The organism is Mycolicibacter sp. MU0083 (genome assembly GCF_963378075.1).
Lineage (GTDB): Bacteria > Actinomycetota > Actinomycetes > Mycobacteriales > Mycobacteriaceae > Mycobacterium > Mycobacterium kokjensenii.
In genome coordinates this window covers 240267-255775 of sequence record NZ_OY726394.1, presented here as the reverse complement: position 1 = coordinate 255775, position 15509 = coordinate 240267, and the positions used below count along the sequence as shown (strand labels likewise).

Sequence of the window (15509 nt, the reverse complement as noted above, 5' to 3'; positions counted from 1 at the left end):
CCGACGCGCATCAGCGCGTCAGGCTCTGGCTGAACAACGGATTGACCAACTGCAGGTAGGTGGGTTCGTCGGTGTCGCCGAGCAGCATCGCCCGGCCGGCCGGCAGTCGGCCGAACCGCTGGCCGCGGATCTTGCCGCTGTCCGCGGGGTTACCCGAGAGCATCAGCGTGGTCGCCTGCAGGTCGTTGAGGCGACGCAGCAGCGGGTTGGTCATCAGCGCGTGCGCCGAACCGGTGGCACGCCCGGTGACGATCACCCGCAGCCCCAGATCCCCGGCCTGGGCCAGCAGGCCGATCAGGTTGGTCCACGGCCGCTGACCGGCGTACGGGCCGCTCAACGCCGGCGAATCCGGAATGGTGTCGACGTCGTCGATGATCAGGTAGTGGGTGTGGCCTTCGTAGGTCCACCCGGCCAGGTCCGCCGCGGACAGTCCCGCCGGTGGCCGGCGGGAGCCGATCAGCGCCGAGAGGCCCAGCATCGCCGGGATCACCCGGTCGACGTTGGCGGTGTACTCGTTGTCGGCGAACAGCGGCTCGTCGACCAGATGCAGCCGGCGGTCGATCACGGTGAACGCCACCTGGTCCGCGGTGGAGTGCTCGCGCACGGTGCGGATGATGTGGCGCAGCAAGGTGGTCTTGCCGGACTTGTTGTCGCCGAGCACCATCAGCAGCGGGTTGGCGGTGAAGTCGACCTCGACCGGAGCCAGGTCCTCTTCGCGCACACCGATGACGACGTGTTCGGCGGCCGGATAGAGCACACCGACCTCTTCGGGAGCGAGGTTGGTCGGCAGCAATCGCACCGGCGGTGCGGCCAGGCCGGGGTGCCGGGCGTTGAGCTCGGCGATCTGGCTCAGATCCGGCTGCGCGATCAGGAAGTGCTCGGCCGCCATGGTCAGGCCGCGCCCCGGCTGATTCGCCGGGACCGCCTCGGCCGGCCGAGTCAGCGCCCCGGCCACCCGCACGTTGCTGTCGCGGGCGTCGTGCAGCTTGAGTTCGAGCCGCAGACCCAGTCCGTCGCGCATCGCCAGCGGCACCTCGAGCCAGCTCGGGGTGGTCACCACGACGTGGATGCCGTAGGCCAAACCGACGTTCACCAGCTCGGTCACCTTGGCCAGCAACGGGTTTCGGGTGTTGAACTGGTCGGTGTTGTCCCGGCTGAAGGCGTAGAGGTTGTCGATGACCAGGAACACCTCGCCGTAGCCGTCGTTGAACGCCCCGACGCTGCCGTCCCGGAACGCCTCGCGCTGCTGGCGCGCGGTGAGCAGCTGCTCGAGCTCACCGAACGTCCGCCGGATCCGCTCGGGCTCCAGCCCGGAGGCGACGCTGCCGACGTGGGCGAGGTCCTCGACCGCGCGCAGCTGGCCGCCGCCGTAGTCCAGGCAGTAGAAGCTGACCTCGCGCGGCGAGTGCAACGCCGCGGCCGAGAGGATGAACGTCTGCAGCGCTGTGGTCTTGCCGGACTTCGGCCCGCCGTGGATGAGCAGGTTCCCCGACGCCGAGCGGGCGTCGAACACCAGCGGGTCGCGGCGCATGTCGAACGGCTTGTCGATCTCGCCGAGCGGCCAGCGCAGCTGCCGCTCGCCGATACCGGATCCGGCCAGCGACGCGGCCAGCGGAATCGGCTCGTCCAGCGGAGCCAGCCACAGTGCCGGCGCCTGCGGGCCGTAGTTGGCCAACTGGTCGCCGATCGTGGCGATCAGCTTGCGCGGCGGCCCGACGATCTCGTCCTCGGGCTCGGTCACGATCACGGTGTCCTCACCGGTGGCCACCGCACCCGCGGTGAACAGCTTCGGCTCGGGCAGGGCGTGCAGCACCACCGAGCGCGACGTCTGCGGCGGGTCGTAGATGCCGTCGACGTAGGTGGAGCGGAACTTGATCGGGGCGGCACCCGGAGCCGGGACCAGGAAGCCTTCGCCCTTGTGCTCCTTGCCCGATTCGATGTGGTAGGCGTCCTCGACCCCGATGATCTGCCGCGAGACGCTCGGGCTGGCCACCTTCAGACCGATCCGGTACGAGGTGTTCTTGTCGATGTCCTTGATCTTGCCGACGTCCAGGGTCTGGGAGGCGAACAGGATGTGGATCCGGAACGAACGTCCCTTGCGCGCAACGTAGTCGAACAGTTCGGCGTACTCGGGGTGGTCGGCGAGCATCAGCGTGAACTCGTCGGCGACGATGAACAGGGTCGGGATCGGGGCCAGGTCGTGCCCGGCGGCGATCGCGGACTCGTACTCGGTCACCGAGTTGAAGGCACTGCCCTGGACCGCGCGGCCCGCCTCGCGCAGCAGCAGCTCACGCCGGGCGACCTCGCCGCGCAGCGTGTCGGCGAACCGGTCGGCCAGCGACTTCTTCTCGGCCATGTTCGAGATGACCGCGACGACCTGCGGGAAGTGCCTGAAGATGTCGGCGCCGGCCTCACCCTTGAAGTCGGCGTAGATCACGATCAGCCGGTCGGCGGGGTGGGTGGTCAACAGCGACAACAGGATCGCCATCAGGGTCTGCGACTTACCCGAACCCGTCATACCGATCATCAACCCGTGCGGGCCCATGCCGCCCTCGGCCTCGTCCTTGAGGTCGAAGATCAGTGGCTCACCGGTCGCGGTCACGCCGATCGGAACACGCAGTTCCTCCTCGCGACTGCGCGGCGCCCACAGTGCGGGCACATCCAGTCGGGAGGCGTCGTTGATGCCCAGCAGCGTGGTGAAGGTCGCGCCGCGGGTACCGGCCGACCGCAGTCCGGCATGGGTGGGGTTGGAGTCCCACCGCGACAGCCGGCGTGCCAGATGCGCCGCCTCGTCCGCACCCAACCGGTCGGCGGCATCGACGTACCGCTGCCAGCCACCGGTGGCCCACCGGTCGATGGCACCGCCGCCGGCGGTGATGCGCAGGATCGGGCGCTCGGGGTCGGAATACTGTTCCCGGCTCGGCGCCGTCGCACTGCGCGTCACGATGGTGACCCCGGCGCGCGCGGCACCGAGCGCCGAAGCGGTCAGGTCGAAGTCCGGGTCGTCGACGATCACCAGCAGGTGCCGGCAGGACTCGGCCGCACCGCCGTCGTAGGGCGGGCGCTGCGCCAGCACCGGGGCCAGCAACGCGATCAGTTCCTCGGCGCTGCTCGCCAGGTAGCGGGCCGGGCCCACCCCGTCGACCGAGCCGGCGATGTCGGTGTGGGGCAACCACTTCAGCCAGGACCAGTCCGCACTCTCCAGCTCCGGTGAGGCCAACGCCACCCCGAGCATGGTCGGGTCGTGCCAGGTGACGGCCTGGGCCACCCAGGCGCGGACCGCGGCGCGCACGTCGGTGGCGGCCGCGTCGCCCTCGCCGAGCACCGTGACCCGCGAAACCGTCGTCAGGTCCATCCCGACCGGGACGTCGCGGACCGTGCGCTGGGTGTCGAGCAGGCTGCGCAAGGCGCTGTGCGACACCGGTTCCAGGTCGATCTCGTCGGCGGTGTCGGTGACACGCACCGCACTGGCCAGCGGGACGGCGTGCCGCCCGGTACGCACCACCAGGAAGTCGTCGTCGTGCGGGTCGCGCTCCCACTGCCGACGCGAACCCGGCACGGCCGTCAGATCCGCCGGATCGGGGTGCGACCACTCGGCGGCGGCCCGCTGCTTGGCGGCCGAACCCCGGATGTTGTCGCGCACCACCGACAGGTAGCGCAGGTAGTCGGCGCGCTCGGCGTCGACTTCGACGGTACGGGCCTTCTTGTCCCCGCCCCGGTAGATACCGGCCGCGGCGACCAGCAGCGCGAACGGGAAGAACAGCATCACCGGGGAGATCAGCCGCATCCCGGTGGCGACCATCGCGATCACCATGCCCACGATCAGGATCACGATCACCACCGGCAGCGCGCGCTGCAGGAACGACGCGGGAACCATCCGCGGCAGCTCCGGCGGCGGCTCGATGGTGATGGTGCCCTTGTCCATCGGCGGCGCCGGCAGCCGGCGACGTGCCTCGAAAATCAAACGACTCATCGGGTCTCTCCCCCGTTAGGTGCGGCACCCAGTTCGGCGGCGGCGCGACGGCCGGGCCGCTGATCCGGGGCAAGTCCGTCGTGTGCGAGCAGTGCGTCGGCGCGCGACAAGGTGGGTCCCTGGGCGAACTGCGACAGCACCGACCACGGGATGGGCAGCGCCGGTTCGCTCAAGCCCAGCGCGGAGACGGTGTCGCCCTCGCCGCTGTTGGTTCCGCCCTCGGTGTTGATGCCGTAGCGCACACCGGTGTCGGAGATCCAGAACAGCGGGCCCGCAGTCGGATCGGCCGTCGGGTCGCTGCTGACGCTCTGGACGAAGTAACCCGATCCCGGCGCCAGGGCGACCCGGGCGGCGGTCCCGCCGACTCCCGCGCCCACCAGGTCCAGGGTGCGGATGCCGTCGCGCAGCGGCAGCGACGAACCGGAGAGCAGCGTCATCGAACTCGTGCTGGCGCCGGCGGTCCGGTTCCAGTGCGCGCAGGTGACCGGGGCCGACACCGTGTCGGTGATGGTGACCGGCCGCTCGGGGAAGCGCGAGACGTCGAGTTGCCGCGAGACCGGCAGCCGCGCGATGTCGTCGGCACCCAGCAGCGGCGGCCGACCGAGGCCCTGCGAGTCGGTGTTGCGCAGCACCGCCGCCAGCACACCGGAGATGGGCTGCAGCCCGTCGTCGAGTACCGCGTAGTAGCGCAGGGTGTCCTCGGCGTCGCCGTCCAGCGAGTGCGCCGAGACGACCGCGCCCACCGGCACGTCCGCGTGCAGGTCGTAGGACGGCTTGTCACCGGCGCCGGCGATCGCCGGCGCCACCAGGGCGGGGGCCTCGGGGATCGCGTTGAACAGGCCGGTGGCGATCGATCGCGGCGTGGGCACCGCCGATCCGCGCTCACCCAGGCCCAGTGCCGCGGTGACGGCGTGGTCGGACAGGTCGATCCGGCTGCGCTTGCCGTCCCACAGCAGCCAGGCGCCGGAACCGTTGTCGGCCAGCACCGCCTGCTGCGCGTCGAGTGCGCCGGCCCGGGATCCGCCGTCGGCCAGCGGCCCGGCGATCACGGTCGTTCCGCCGACCGAGTCGGCCACCGAGTCGCAGACCGTCCAGTCCGCGTCACGGGCGGTGTTGGCCACCATCCGCTCCGGGGCACCGGGGATGCCGATCAGGTTGCCGCGGGCGAACTTGTCCAGCGCGGTGCTCTTCACCATGGTCGGGTTGACCGGACGGCCGGCGATCAAGCGCGCGGAGGTCAGGTTCAGCACCGGGTGCAGTTGGTCGCCGACCCGCACGTACAGCGCGGAGGTGGACCGGTCCGCCAGCACCGGGTCGTCGTTGGCCGCACTGTTGGGCCAGATCAGGGTGAACACGAAGCAGCCGCCCGCCACGGTGGCCAACACCAGCAGGCCCATCAGCACCGCACGCGCCTGCGCGCGCAGCGGCTCCACCAGCATCCGGGTGTCGTGCAGCGCTACCCCGGAGGCGATGCGGCGCATGACGAAACGCCATCCGCTGACCTGATGTTTGGTGACGAAGCCCCGGCGGTACTCGACCCGGTCCGGGTTGTCGTTGACCGGGGTGCGCGAGGCGAACGAACGCCGCTCCTCCTCCGGGCGGTCGGTCGAGGCGCTCACGCCTTGGCCTCCAGGCCCAGGCCACGCAGCAACGGCGCCACCGAGTTACGAACGTCTTCGGTCGTGATGGTCATGAGCTCCTCATCGGTGAACACCCCGGTGCCGGACTGTTCGGAATGGTCAAGCCGGAATTCGCGCTCCTCCTCGGAGCGTTCGACCAGGTTTCGGACGAACCGGCCGTTGCCGGCGATGTCGAGGCTGCGCCGCGCGACGCCGTTGGCGTCGGGGTGCGTCGCCTCGGCCAACTGCCCGAACAGCGACTGCATCTCTTCGAGTGCGGACTGCTCGAAAAGGCTGTCGCGCTGCTCGGCCATCTTGTGGGCGATCTCCACCAGTTCCGGCGGCTGGTAGGACGGGAAGTCGATGCTGCGGGTGAAACGCGACCGCAGACCTTCGTTGGTGTCCAGGAACCGATCCAGGTCGGCCCGGTAGCCGGCGACGATCACCACCAGCCGGTCGCGGTCGTTCTCCATCCGCGCCAGCAGGGTGTCGATGGCGACCAGACCGAAGTCGTTCTTGGCGCCGGTGGCCACCAGCGCGTAGGCCTCGTCGAGGAACAGCACGCCGTCCAGGGCGCTGTCGATGATCGCGTTGGTCTTCGCCTCGGTCTCACCGATGTGCTGGCCGATCAGGTCGGCACGGTGCACCTCTCTGATGTTCTCTTTCTTGAGCAGCCCCAGGCCGCAGTAGATCTTGGCCACCACGCGGGCGATGGTGGTCTTACCGGTTCCGGGCGGGCCGGCGAAGACCAGGTGGTGGGTGCGCTGACCGACCGCCAGGCCGTGCTGCTTACGCACCACCTCCATGGCCACCGAGCTCTTGAGCCGCTGCACCTGGTTCTTGACCTCGGCCAAACCGATGAACTCGCCGAGCTCACGCTCGGCTTCGGCCATCAGTTCGGCCTTGCGCTCGTGGGCGGCCGGGTCGACGAAATCTTCGGCACTCGGCTCGGTGTCGGGGTCCCAGGGGTCGGTCCGGGCCTCGATCCGGGCTGCGGTGGTGGTGACGATCCCGAAGCTGGTGTCGAGCAGGGCGTGCTCGACCTGTTCGTTCTCCGGGTTGGCGGCGTAGAGGTCCTGCAGCACCTCCTCGGCGGTCTCGTCGTCGCCCTGTGCGCGCAGGATCAGGCCCTTGGCCAATGCGCCGTCGGTGGCCGCGACGGCGATCGGGCCTTCCGGCTCCTCCAGGTAGGACAACGCCGGGGCGTACATGCCCAACCGCGCCAGGGCGATACCGAGGGCGATCTTGGCGGCATGGCTGAACAGTTCGTCGCGGCCGGAGTCGTTGACGATCGGGGTCAACAGCTTGACCATGTCCGACCAGCGCCCGGCGTGGTGGTTCACCGCGATCGCCATCCAGCGGACGTCGTTCCAGCCGGGCCGCCGTTCGGCGATCTCGGAGACGATGGCGTTCGCCTCGCCGCAGCGGCCGGCCATCGCCAGTTGCGCGGCGTGGGCCAGCTGGAAGTCGTCGGCGTCGGTGGCGCGCAGCTTCAGGTACAGCCCGGTGTCGTAGTGGAATCCGAGCGCACCGGCCTCCAGGTCCAGACGCCGTTGCAGGGCGCCGGCGGTGGCGGCGGTCTCGGCGATGGCCGCCAGCACCCGCGGCGACTGGTCGCCCGCGGCGGCCAGCCCCGTCCAGGCGTCGCACTGCTCGTGGGCGACCCGGGTCAGCGCCGCGAAACCGGTGCGGGCCGCCGCCAGATCTGCGGGGCGCTTCCGCTGGTAGACCTCGATGCCGAGGGCTCGGCAGCAGGTCGCGAACCGGCTGAGGGTTTCTTCGTCTATCCGGGTCGACCCGGGCTGCTGCGGAGCGAGCAGAGCCGCATCACCGTTGTTCATGCGTGGCTCGCTCCTTCGCTGTTTTTGACTGAACCAACCCGGCTGAAGTTAGCATTGCATAAGCTAACTGTCGAGATCGCTCCCGCCGGTCGCCGAACGGGTTTCACCCTTGCCACCTGCGACCTTCCGGACCGCGAACCGGACGCCGACGCGCCGAGGTCGCCCCAAACCATCACCGACTCCTTATTGAAAATGATTTTCGGTTGCTCCGCACGTTACCGCATGCCCGACAGGCGTTCCACCACGGACCTGGCACCCGCCGGCAACCACACCGCTACCTCTTGACGGCCCAGACCAACGAGTTCCGCAGGATCATCTGGCCGGCGTCGGTCTCCGGGTCCGGCACCGGACGCCCCAGCCCGCGCAGGCACGCGGCCAGCGGCGTCACGGCCGATTCCCAGCCCCGGTCCCCGAACCACAGGTCGGCCGGCGCGTGCCGCTCGTTGTAGACCAGCCGATGGAAGCTGCGCTTGGCGTCACCGGCCTGGACTTCGGCGGCGACCGCCGCCTCGAACGACTCCTGGGGCATGGGCGCACCGTCCTCGACCGCGAGATGGCTGCCCGACACCGCCAGGGCGTCGATGCCCGCGAACAACTGCCGCTGCGCGAGCGCGGGCAGATAGATCAACAGGCCCTCGGCTATCCACGCCGACGGCCTGTTCGGGTCGAAGCCTGCGTTACGCAGCGCCTGCGGCCAGTCCTCCCGCAGGTCGACGGCGACCTCGTGCCGGGTGGCGGTGGGGCGAATGCCGTGCTGCGAGAGCACGTAACCCTTGAACGCCAGCACCTGCGGCTGATCCAACTCGAAGATCGTCGTCCCGGCCGGCCAGGACAACCGAAAGGCCCGCGAGTCGAGTCCGGCGGCCAGGATGACCACCTGACGCACCCCGGCATCCACCGCACCGCTGAAGTACTCGTCGAAATAGCGGGTGCGGGCGGCCTGGAAGTTGACGAAGTGCTGGCCGAAATCCTCCGACAACAGCTCATGGTCCGGCAGGTGCCCGCCCAGGACCGCCGCCCAGTCCCCGCCGACGGCCCGACAGAACATCTCCGCATAGGGATCGATCGCCGCCGGGTCCGCCCGGGCGGCCTCCAACGCCCGCGCCGTGGCCACGAACAAGGCCGTCGAACCCACGCTGGTGGTGATGTCCCAGCTATCCCCCGCACTCCGCATTAACGACATTCTCCGACCTTACTCTCGAGTAAGCATCGTGGAACTACCCTAAAAATGCCGTCCGGACCACTCGCGACAGGCCAGATTCCGCCTGCCGTCAGCCCCACTTGGCGGCTTCGGCGGTGTCACGCGCGTTCATCATCATCGTGTTGGCCTCATGGGTGGCCGCCATCGCGTGATACGCCCGCACCAACTCCTCCATCACCTGATTCCACTGCGCCTGCCACGCCTGATACGTCATCCCCGTATCGCCCTGCCACGCCGCCTGCAACGCCGCCTGCTCACTGGCGATATCAGCACCCACCGCCTGCAACGCACCCGCATACCCGTTCATCTCCGCCGCATGCGCCAACATCGCCGGATAGTTGTACATAATCTGCGTCATCGCACCAAACCTCCCTAAACCCCGGTGTAACCCGACGCAGCAGCAGCATCGGCCGCCACATACGTAGAACCGGCATCCGCCAAATTCACCTGCGCCATATCCAGCAACGCATTCACCCGCGCCGCCATCGCCACAAACCGCGCATGCGACCCCTGAAACGCCGCCGCCGCCTCACCGGTATGAAACGCCTGTGCCGACATCGCCGCCTGCTCCGCCTGCGCCATCGTCGACCTCATCAACGCCGCCTTGGCACCAAACGCCGACTCCGACGCCACCAACTGCGGAATATGCGCGTCCAACAAACTCATCACCACACCCCTTTTTTCGGCACTACCGAATTAGTCGCCGGCTGGGCCGCTCGAGTTCCCCGCACCTCTCGGCCGGATCTCCGCTCGCCTCGTCGAGAGCGCTCCGCGGCGGGCCGATAACTAAGGATCAACTTTAAGTCATCGACCACGATCTACGAACCCCTGAACGACTATTCATCCGATAATACGGATTCACTTCCCGGCGCCCAGGAGTCGGGCACCATCGGGACGGTGGGTCCGCCGCCGAGTTCGGAGCCGGCCAACTGCGCCAGCCCGGCGGCGCGCACCGCCCCACTGCGGCCGAACGTTCCCGCGAAGCCCGCGCCGGCCGGCTCGTGACCCTCCAGATATTCGTAGCGGTAGCCGGGATCGATCAGCCGGTGCCGGTGCCGTCCGGCCCGCCCGACCGGACCGGGCGTCGGCTCGGTGGCCGGTTCCGCGGCTGCGACGCCGGCGGCCGGGCGCGTCGATTTCACGCCGGACCTCTCCGCGGTGCGCTGCGACCCGGGAAGCCCGCCCACCAGATACCCGGGAAAGGTGCCTTCGGCGCCGATCAGCGGGGGTGCCGTCGGCGGCGGCGGCGCGACGCCGGCGGGAACCGGTGGCGCCGAAGCCCCGGCGACGGCCGATGCCGGTTGCGGGTTCGTCATCGCGGCGGGGTTGGGTGCGGGGGATGTCGTTCCGCCGGGTGGGACCGGCGCCACGACCGGAGGCGCGACGGGTAGCGGGGGTGGCGTCGCCGGTGTGGGGACCCCGGCCAACCCGGCAAGCCCGGCCAGGCCCGCCGGCGGCACGACGGCCGCCAGGCCGCCGATCGCCAGGTCGAGTCCGACGCTGGTCAACAGCGGTGACAACTGCGCCAGAAACCGCAGGCTGCGCAGCGTCCAGTTCACCGCCCGGTAGGTCTGCCAGGCGACGAAGTAACTCGTCAGCTGCCACCATTGGGCCGGCGTCAGCACGCCCTGGAAGTTCTGCTGCAGCCAGGCCAGCGCCTTCTCGTTGCCGTTGACGAAATTGCTCAGGTTCTTCAGGAATTCGGCGGGACTCCAGTTCGGCTGGCCCTGCCCCGGCACCTGCTGACCGTCGGCCCCGAACAGCATCTGCCAGATCTCCGCGGGAGTGGGCAGGTCGAACGATCCGCCACCGCCACCGCTGTTTCCGCCGTTGCCGCCACCGCCTCCACCCCCCGATCCGTCGCCGGCCGCGGCGATGCCGGCCCGGGTGCTGCCGCTGGAATGCCCCAGGCCGCGAGCGGCCTCGACGGCGGCCTGATAGGAGCTCATGACGGTGGCCGCCTGCGTCCACATCCGCACGTAGTCGGCCTCGTTCACCGCGATCGGCACGGTGTTGACTCCGAAGAAGTTGGTGGCCACCAACACCGCATGGGTGGCATGGTTGGCGGCCAACTCCGCCAGGGTGGGCATCGACGCCAGGGCGGCGCTGTAGGACGCCGCGATCGTCTGGTGCTGCACGGCACTGCGGGCGCTCAGCGCCCCGGCCAGCTGCAACCAGGACACGTACGGCAGATGTGCGGCCGCGTAGTCCGCGGCGGCCGGACCGTCCCACACCCCCTGGGCGTCGGCGAGAACGGCGGTGAGTTCGGTTGCAGCACTGAGATATTGATCGCTCAATGTCGACCAGGCCGCCGCTGCCGCCAACAGCGCCCCCGGCCCCGGCCCGGTGCTCAGCATCGCCGAATGCACCTCCGGCGGAGCCGCCATCCAGACTGTCGGTGCCGGCATCAGACCAGCGCTACCGCGGGTAGCCCGCGGCGGCCGCGGTATCGGCCAAGGAGTAGTTCACCCCGGCGCGGGCCACCCCGACACCGGCCCGGCCCAACACCGCGGTGCCGTGCGCGGCGACCGCCTGATGCTGGGCGCCCTGCAGGCTGAGTTCCGCCGCGGCCTGCAATGACACCGGGTCGACGGCCGGCGGCGCCACCGCGGTGATCAGCGGTGCCGCGGCGGCATGCGCGGCCGCCAACCCGGCGGTGATCGCCTCCACGGCCGCACTCGTCGCGGCGAGGCCTTCGGGCACCACGTTCAAGACCATGACAGAACCCCCTTCCACGCCGACTATGCAAACCATACCTGCGGACCTATCACGCTGCGTTAGTCACGATATGCCTGAATGTTGACGTATGGTTCCCCGTAGTTGCGGATAGTCGTCAATGCTTTTTGACCACCGCACGCGGCGCCGTCCGCCAACGATGCCGCCCATCGGTCTGCCGCAGCGGTGGATCCAGCAGCAGCACGGCCCGGCCCTGCAACAGCACCGGGCGCACCCAGTCGCCCAACTCGATGAGCTCGCCCGGCGCCGGACGGTCACCGCGGGCATCGCGGGCCTCGTCGATCGGCACGCTCGCCAGCAACTCGTCGACGGTCGCCGCGGTGGGCAGCTCGCCCAACCCCGGCAGGGTGATGAACAGTCCGTCGTCGCCGGAGAGCTGCAGTCCGACCGCCGCCAACGCGCCCAGCACCCCGTCGTGCGTACCGCCGTGCCCGGACACATGGACCCCGAGCTCGGCGCCGAGGCGGACGGCTTCCGCGCGCTGCAGCACTTCCCGCTTGGCCCGCCTCCCGAAATCGACCAGCGGGTGCGGATCGGACAGATCCGCCGGGATCGCCACGGCCAGACCGGGATCCGCAGCGGGCGGACAGATTCGTTCCAAGAACTGTGCGACGAAGCCGATGATCTCCTCCCGCACCGCGTGCGGGTCGCCGCCGGGGCTGCGCCAGGCCAGACAGGCGCTGGAATTGTGCGAGGTGTAGGGGACCCGGTCGTCGACGAGGAGCTGGTGGCGGGTGGCCCCGGCCTCGCTGCCGAGCCCGGCAGCGGCCAGCTCTTTCAGCAGGGCCCGGGCCCGCCGTCCGGTCCCGGGGCTGAACCGGTCGTCGGTGTCGTCGATGCCGATCAGCAGGTCGACGCCGGCGAAAACGGTCACGGATCGACGACCACGGTGCGCACGTCGCGAACCCACCGGTCACGGCCCAGGTCGGCGCCCGCCAGCTTCACGGTGTCGCGCTTGGTGAAACTCAACACGACGCGGTCGGTGAGCTCCGCGGCGGTCAGCGTCTGCGCGGGGTCGCGGCCCTCGAAACGGACCCGGTGGACATCGGCCGCGCCGGCAGCCTCGAGGACCGCCCGCACCGCCGGGCCCCGTTGCACCGGGTTCCCGTGCGACTGCGGGGTAGCGATCTCGGTCTGGGGCAGGTCCCGCAGCCGAGCCAGGTCGAGTTCGTCCAGCACCCGGCCGTCGCGCTGGACGACGAGACGGTACCCGCCCGAAGCGGCGGCTTCAGTGCCGGTGGGCGTGGCGCAACCGCCCAGGCCCGCGGTCACGGCGAGAGCGAACAGGCCCGTGCCCAACACCCGCCCCACAGATGACCGCATGTGCATGACGGTAAGCCTGCCAAAGGGCGTATTCAAGCGACCACACAGCGATCCGTTCCTCAGCTGAGGTTGTGCAGCCCACCCGGTCGGCCTACCTTGAGGCGATGACCGTGCTGCCCTGGACCACCCGGCAACCCAACGCCATCACCTGGGCCCGCGAGGTGATCTTCCCGGCTGCCGCCGCGGCCGTGATCGCGCTCTCGTCGGAGATGCGAATGCCCCTGGGCCTGCCCGGGCATCGCGGACTGGTGTGGTTGACGCTGCTGGTCGCGGTGGCCTTGACCGCACGCCGACCCCAGACCGTACTGATAGTGGGCGCGGCGTCGACAGCCGTCACAGCACTGATGCAGTCCGGGCCCGGACCTTGGGCCGGGGTTCGTTACCTGGGCGCCGCGACGTTGCTGTTCCTGTTGACCTCGAGCGCCGCGGTGCGCGGCCGCCGATGGCTGGTCGCCCTGGCCGCAGCGCCGATTCACCTGGTCGCGCTTGCCGTTCCGGTCGCGACGGTGTTCTTCGGCGGCCATCACCCGGGGCCGGCCGGCCTCGGCGACAAGGCATTGTTCCACCTCGGGTTCGGCCTGATTGCGGGGCTGCTCGGGTGGGTGGCCGCCACGGTCATCGACCGCGCGGCCCCGGAGCCACACCGCCGCTAGGAGTCACCACCGTTACAGCCGGTGCCGCTGCCGGGGCCACCCGGGCCACCGCCGCCGGGGTTGGGGACGCAGCCACCGCCACCGCCGCCGCGGCTGCCGGGGGTGTTGCCGGTGGCACCGGCTTCACCGTTGCTTCCGCCGATGCTGCCGGCACCGCCCTGGCCGCCCGTACCGCCCTGGCCGCCGGGACTGTCCGGTCCCCGGACACCGGCGTAGCCACCGTTGCCGCCGGCCCCGCCGTTGCCGCCGTCGCCGGACATCAAGCCGGCGCTTCCGCCGGCGCCACCGCGGCCGCCGTTGCCGCCCGCGGTGTTGCTGGCCGAGTTACCGCCGCCACCACCGCCGGTCCCACCACCGCCGCCACCGCCACCGCCGCTCACCGCGGCCCCGTCACCGCCGGTGCCGCCGGCACCGCCGTTGCCGCCGTTGCCGAAGCCCAGGGATGCGCCGTTGCCGCCCGCACCACCGTTGCCGCCGGCGCTCCCCGCCCCGGCGGCGACCCCCTGGACACCCAGCAGGCCGATCCCGCCGTCGCCGCCGTCGCCGCCGTCGCCGAACCAGGAACCGGCGTTGCCGCCGGCACCGCCGGCACCGCCGGGTACCGCGACCCCGGTGGACGCCCCGCCGTCGCCCCCGTTTCCGCCGTTGCCGAACATGCTGCCGCCGGCGCCACCGGCACCGCCGTCACCGCCGGCCGCGCCCGCACCGCCGTCGCCGCCGTTGCCGAACATGCCGGCGTCGCCACCCGCCCAGCCCGCGCCGCCGTTGACGCCGACCTCACCCGCAGCACCGGCCCCGCCGTCACCGAACAGGAAGCCGCCGTCACCGAGGTCGCCGAACATGCCGGTGCTACCGAGCAGCGAGGTGTTCGCGTCGGTGAAGCCATCGAGGCCGTTGCCGATCAGGTCGCGACCGAACAGATAGACGAACGGCTCGTTGATCATCTCGGCGATCTGCGCGCCCGAGTCGGTGGCGAGCCAGTCCTGCAGCGAGTCGTTGATCGACTCGAAGAAGTCGAGCGGGCCCGCGTCGGCGTCACCCGGGACCAAGTCGCCGACATCCCCCACCGGATCGACGAACAGGTCCCACAGGTCGGCATGGGCGACCGGCGCGGTACCCGCGGCCAGGAAGGCCCCGGCGGCGGCACCGATCGCAAGCGTGCGGGTCCAATGACTCCGGTCCGGACGGCGACTGACCATCGGGCACCTCCTCGGGGTTCCGGCCAGGGTTTACTCAGTCAGAACACACTAAACCCCGATACCGAAGATGCGCCAACAATCAGGCAGTCCATCCGATATTGCAAACTTTCATCGACAGATCATCCGGTGATGCGGTCCGGCCGGCTGTACACGTTCATCGAGTCGCCGCGCAGAAAACCGACCAGGGTCAGTCCGCATTCCGCAGCCAGATCGACCGCCAGCGACGACGGCGCCGAGACCGCGGCCAGCACGGGGATACCGGCCATCACCGCCTTCTGAGTCAGTTCGAAGGACGCGCGCCCGCTGACCAGCAACACGGTCGCGGTCAGCGGGATCCGTCGCCGTTCGAGCGCCCACCCGATCACCTTGTCGACGGCGTTGTGCCGGCCCACGTCCTCGCGCACCACCTGCATCGCACCGCCGTCGTCGAAGTCGAACAACGCCGCGGCGTGCAGACCCCCGGTGCTGGCGAAGACGTCCTGGGCGGCGCGCAACTGATCGGGCATGGCGCTCAATGCGGCCGCGCTCACCTCGACCGGGTCCTCGGCCGGGTGGTAGCGGCCGGCGAGACGCACCGCGTCCAGCGATGCCTTGCCGCAGATACCGCACGACGAGGTGGCGTAGAAGTTGCGGGAGATGTCGACCGTCGGCGGCGGCACGTGCGGCGCCAGCCGGACGTCCAGCACGTTGTAGGTGTTCTCGGCGTCTTTGGGACCGCAGAACCGCGCGGTCACCACGTCGTCGCGTTCGGCGATGATCCCTTCGGTCAGCAGGAAGCCCTGTGCCAGTTCGACATCCGCGCCGGGAGTGCGCATCGTGACGGTCAGCGGTTCGCCGTTCAGCCGGATCTCCAGTGGTTCTTCGACCACCAGCGTCTCCGGTCGCTGCGTCGCTTCCCCGGCGACCAGGCGACTGACCCGCCTGCGCTGCGTTATCCGGCTCACCGTCCCATCATGGCCGGTGG

Annotated in this window: 13 protein-coding genes; 1 reads left to right on the top strand and 12 read right to left on the bottom strand. The window is 70.3% G+C overall.

Annotated features, from left to right (window positions below):
- Positions 1-10 precede the first annotated feature (10 nt).
- The 10 genes from eccCa to RCP38_RS01130 all read right to left on the bottom strand — a co-directional run bounded on the left by eccCa (position 11) and on the right by RCP38_RS01130 (position 12699).
- Positions 11-3973 (bottom strand): type VII secretion protein EccCa, encoded by a 3963-nt coding sequence (gene eccCa / locus RCP38_RS01175; RefSeq protein ID WP_308474882.1) that lies wholly within the window; start codon positions 3971-3973, stop codon positions 11-13.
- Positions 3970-5592 carry a type VII secretion protein EccB gene (gene eccB, locus RCP38_RS01170; RefSeq protein WP_308474881.1) on the bottom strand — a complete coding sequence of 541 codons (1623 nt, stop codon included), beginning with the start codon at positions 5590-5592 and terminating at the stop codon, positions 3970-3972. Before eccB ends, eccCa begins: the two co-directional genes overlap by 4 nt.
- Complete coding sequence (eccA, locus tag RCP38_RS01165; RefSeq protein WP_308474880.1) at positions 5589-7433, bottom strand: type VII secretion AAA-ATPase EccA; 1845 nt, start codon at positions 7431-7433, stop codon at positions 5589-5591. Before eccA ends, eccB begins: the two co-directional genes overlap by 4 nt.
- Positions 7434-7707: 274 nt before the next feature.
- Positions 7708-8607: a class I SAM-dependent methyltransferase gene (locus RCP38_RS01160; RefSeq protein ID WP_308477459.1), complete on the bottom strand. Its 900-nt coding sequence runs from the start codon at positions 8605-8607 to the stop codon at positions 7708-7710.
- A 97-nt stretch (positions 8608-8704) separates the two neighbouring features.
- Positions 8705-8992 carry a WXG100 family type VII secretion target gene (locus tag RCP38_RS01155; protein WP_308474879.1) on the bottom strand — a complete coding sequence of 96 codons (288 nt, stop codon included), beginning with the start codon at positions 8990-8992 and terminating at the stop codon, positions 8705-8707.
- Positions 8993-9006: 14 nt separating this feature from the next.
- Positions 9007-9300: a type VII secretion protein EsxS gene (locus RCP38_RS01150; RefSeq protein ID WP_308474878.1), complete on the bottom strand. Its 294-nt coding sequence runs from the start codon at positions 9298-9300 to the stop codon at positions 9007-9009.
- 170 nt (positions 9301-9470) lie between these two features.
- Positions 9471-11042 carry a PPE family protein gene (locus RCP38_RS01145; RefSeq protein WP_308474877.1) on the bottom strand — a complete coding sequence of 524 codons (1572 nt, stop codon included), beginning with the start codon at positions 11040-11042 and terminating at the stop codon, positions 9471-9473.
- A 10-nt stretch (positions 11043-11052) separates the two neighbouring features.
- On the bottom strand, positions 11053-11352 hold the full coding sequence (locus RCP38_RS01140; RefSeq protein WP_308474876.1) for a PE family protein: 300 nt from the start codon (positions 11350-11352) through the stop codon (positions 11053-11055).
- Between the two features lie 115 nt (positions 11353-11467).
- The gene (locus RCP38_RS01135; RefSeq protein ID WP_308474875.1) at positions 11468-12244 is read right to left on the bottom strand and encodes a hypothetical protein; all 777 of its coding nucleotides are present in this window, start codon (positions 12242-12244) and stop codon (positions 11468-11470) included.
- Positions 12241-12699 (bottom strand): hypothetical protein, encoded by a 459-nt coding sequence (locus RCP38_RS01130; RefSeq protein ID WP_373692418.1) that lies wholly within the window; start codon positions 12697-12699, stop codon positions 12241-12243. Before RCP38_RS01130 ends, RCP38_RS01135 begins: the two co-directional genes overlap by 4 nt.
- Positions 12700-12797: 98 nt before the next feature.
- Here RCP38_RS01130 and RCP38_RS01125 point away from each other — a divergent pair, with 98 nt between their 5' ends.
- Positions 12798-13346, top strand: a complete 549-nt coding sequence (locus RCP38_RS01125; protein ID WP_308474873.1) for a hypothetical protein — start codon at positions 12798-12800, stop codon at positions 13344-13346.
- On the opposite strand, the gene RCP38_RS01120 is transcribed toward RCP38_RS01125, so the two are convergent.
- Together RCP38_RS01120 and fdhD are read right to left on the bottom strand one after the other, a co-directional pair.
- A complete protein-coding gene (locus RCP38_RS01120; protein ID WP_308474872.1) occupies positions 13343-14545 on the bottom strand; it encodes a hypothetical protein in 1203 nt (400 codons plus the stop codon). The two genes, RCP38_RS01125 and RCP38_RS01120, sit on opposite strands and share 4 nt — an antisense overlap.
- A gap of 119 nt (positions 14546-14664) precedes the next feature.
- A complete protein-coding gene (gene fdhD / locus RCP38_RS01115) occupies positions 14665-15489 on the bottom strand; it encodes a formate dehydrogenase accessory sulfurtransferase FdhD (protein WP_308474871.1) in 825 nt (274 codons plus the stop codon).
- Positions 15490-15509: the final 20 nt, after the last annotated feature.

Bases quoted from the DNA above. Each gene is read 5' to 3' on its own strand.
- RCP38_RS01150 (WP_308474878.1), bottom strand. From the start codon at position 9,300: ATGAGTTTGTTGGACGCGCATATTCCGCAGTTGGTGGCGTCGGAGTCG.
- RCP38_RS01160 (WP_308477459.1), bottom strand. From the start codon at position 8,607: ATGCGGAGTGCGGGGGATAGCTGGGACATCACCACCAGCGTGGGTTCG.
- eccA (WP_308474880.1), bottom strand. From the start codon at position 7,433: ATGAACAACGGTGATGCGGCTCTGCTCGCTCCGCAGCAGCCCGGGTCG.
- RCP38_RS01140 (WP_308474876.1), bottom strand. From the start codon at position 11,352: ATGGTCTTGAACGTGGTGCCCGAAGGCCTCGCCGCGACGAGTGCGGCC.
- eccCa (WP_308474882.1), bottom strand. From the start codon at position 3,973: ATGAGTCGTTTGATTTTCGAGGCACGTCGCCGGCTGCCGGCGCCGCCG.
- RCP38_RS01145 (WP_308474877.1), bottom strand. From the start codon at position 11,042: ATGCCGGCACCGACAGTCTGGATGGCGGCTCCGCCGGAGGTGCATTCG.
- RCP38_RS01130 (WP_373692418.1), bottom strand. From the start codon at position 12,699: ATGCACATGCGGTCATCTGTGGGGCGGGTGTTGGGCACGGGCCTGTTC.
- RCP38_RS01125 (WP_308474873.1), top strand. From the start codon at position 12,798: ATGACCGTGCTGCCCTGGACCACCCGGCAACCCAACGCCATCACCTGG.
- RCP38_RS01120 (WP_308474872.1), bottom strand. From the start codon at position 14,545: ATGGTCAGTCGCCGTCCGGACCGGAGTCATTGGACCCGCACGCTTGCG.
- RCP38_RS01155 (WP_308474879.1), bottom strand. From the start codon at position 8,992: ATGACGCAGATTATGTACAACTATCCGGCGATGTTGGCGCATGCGGCG.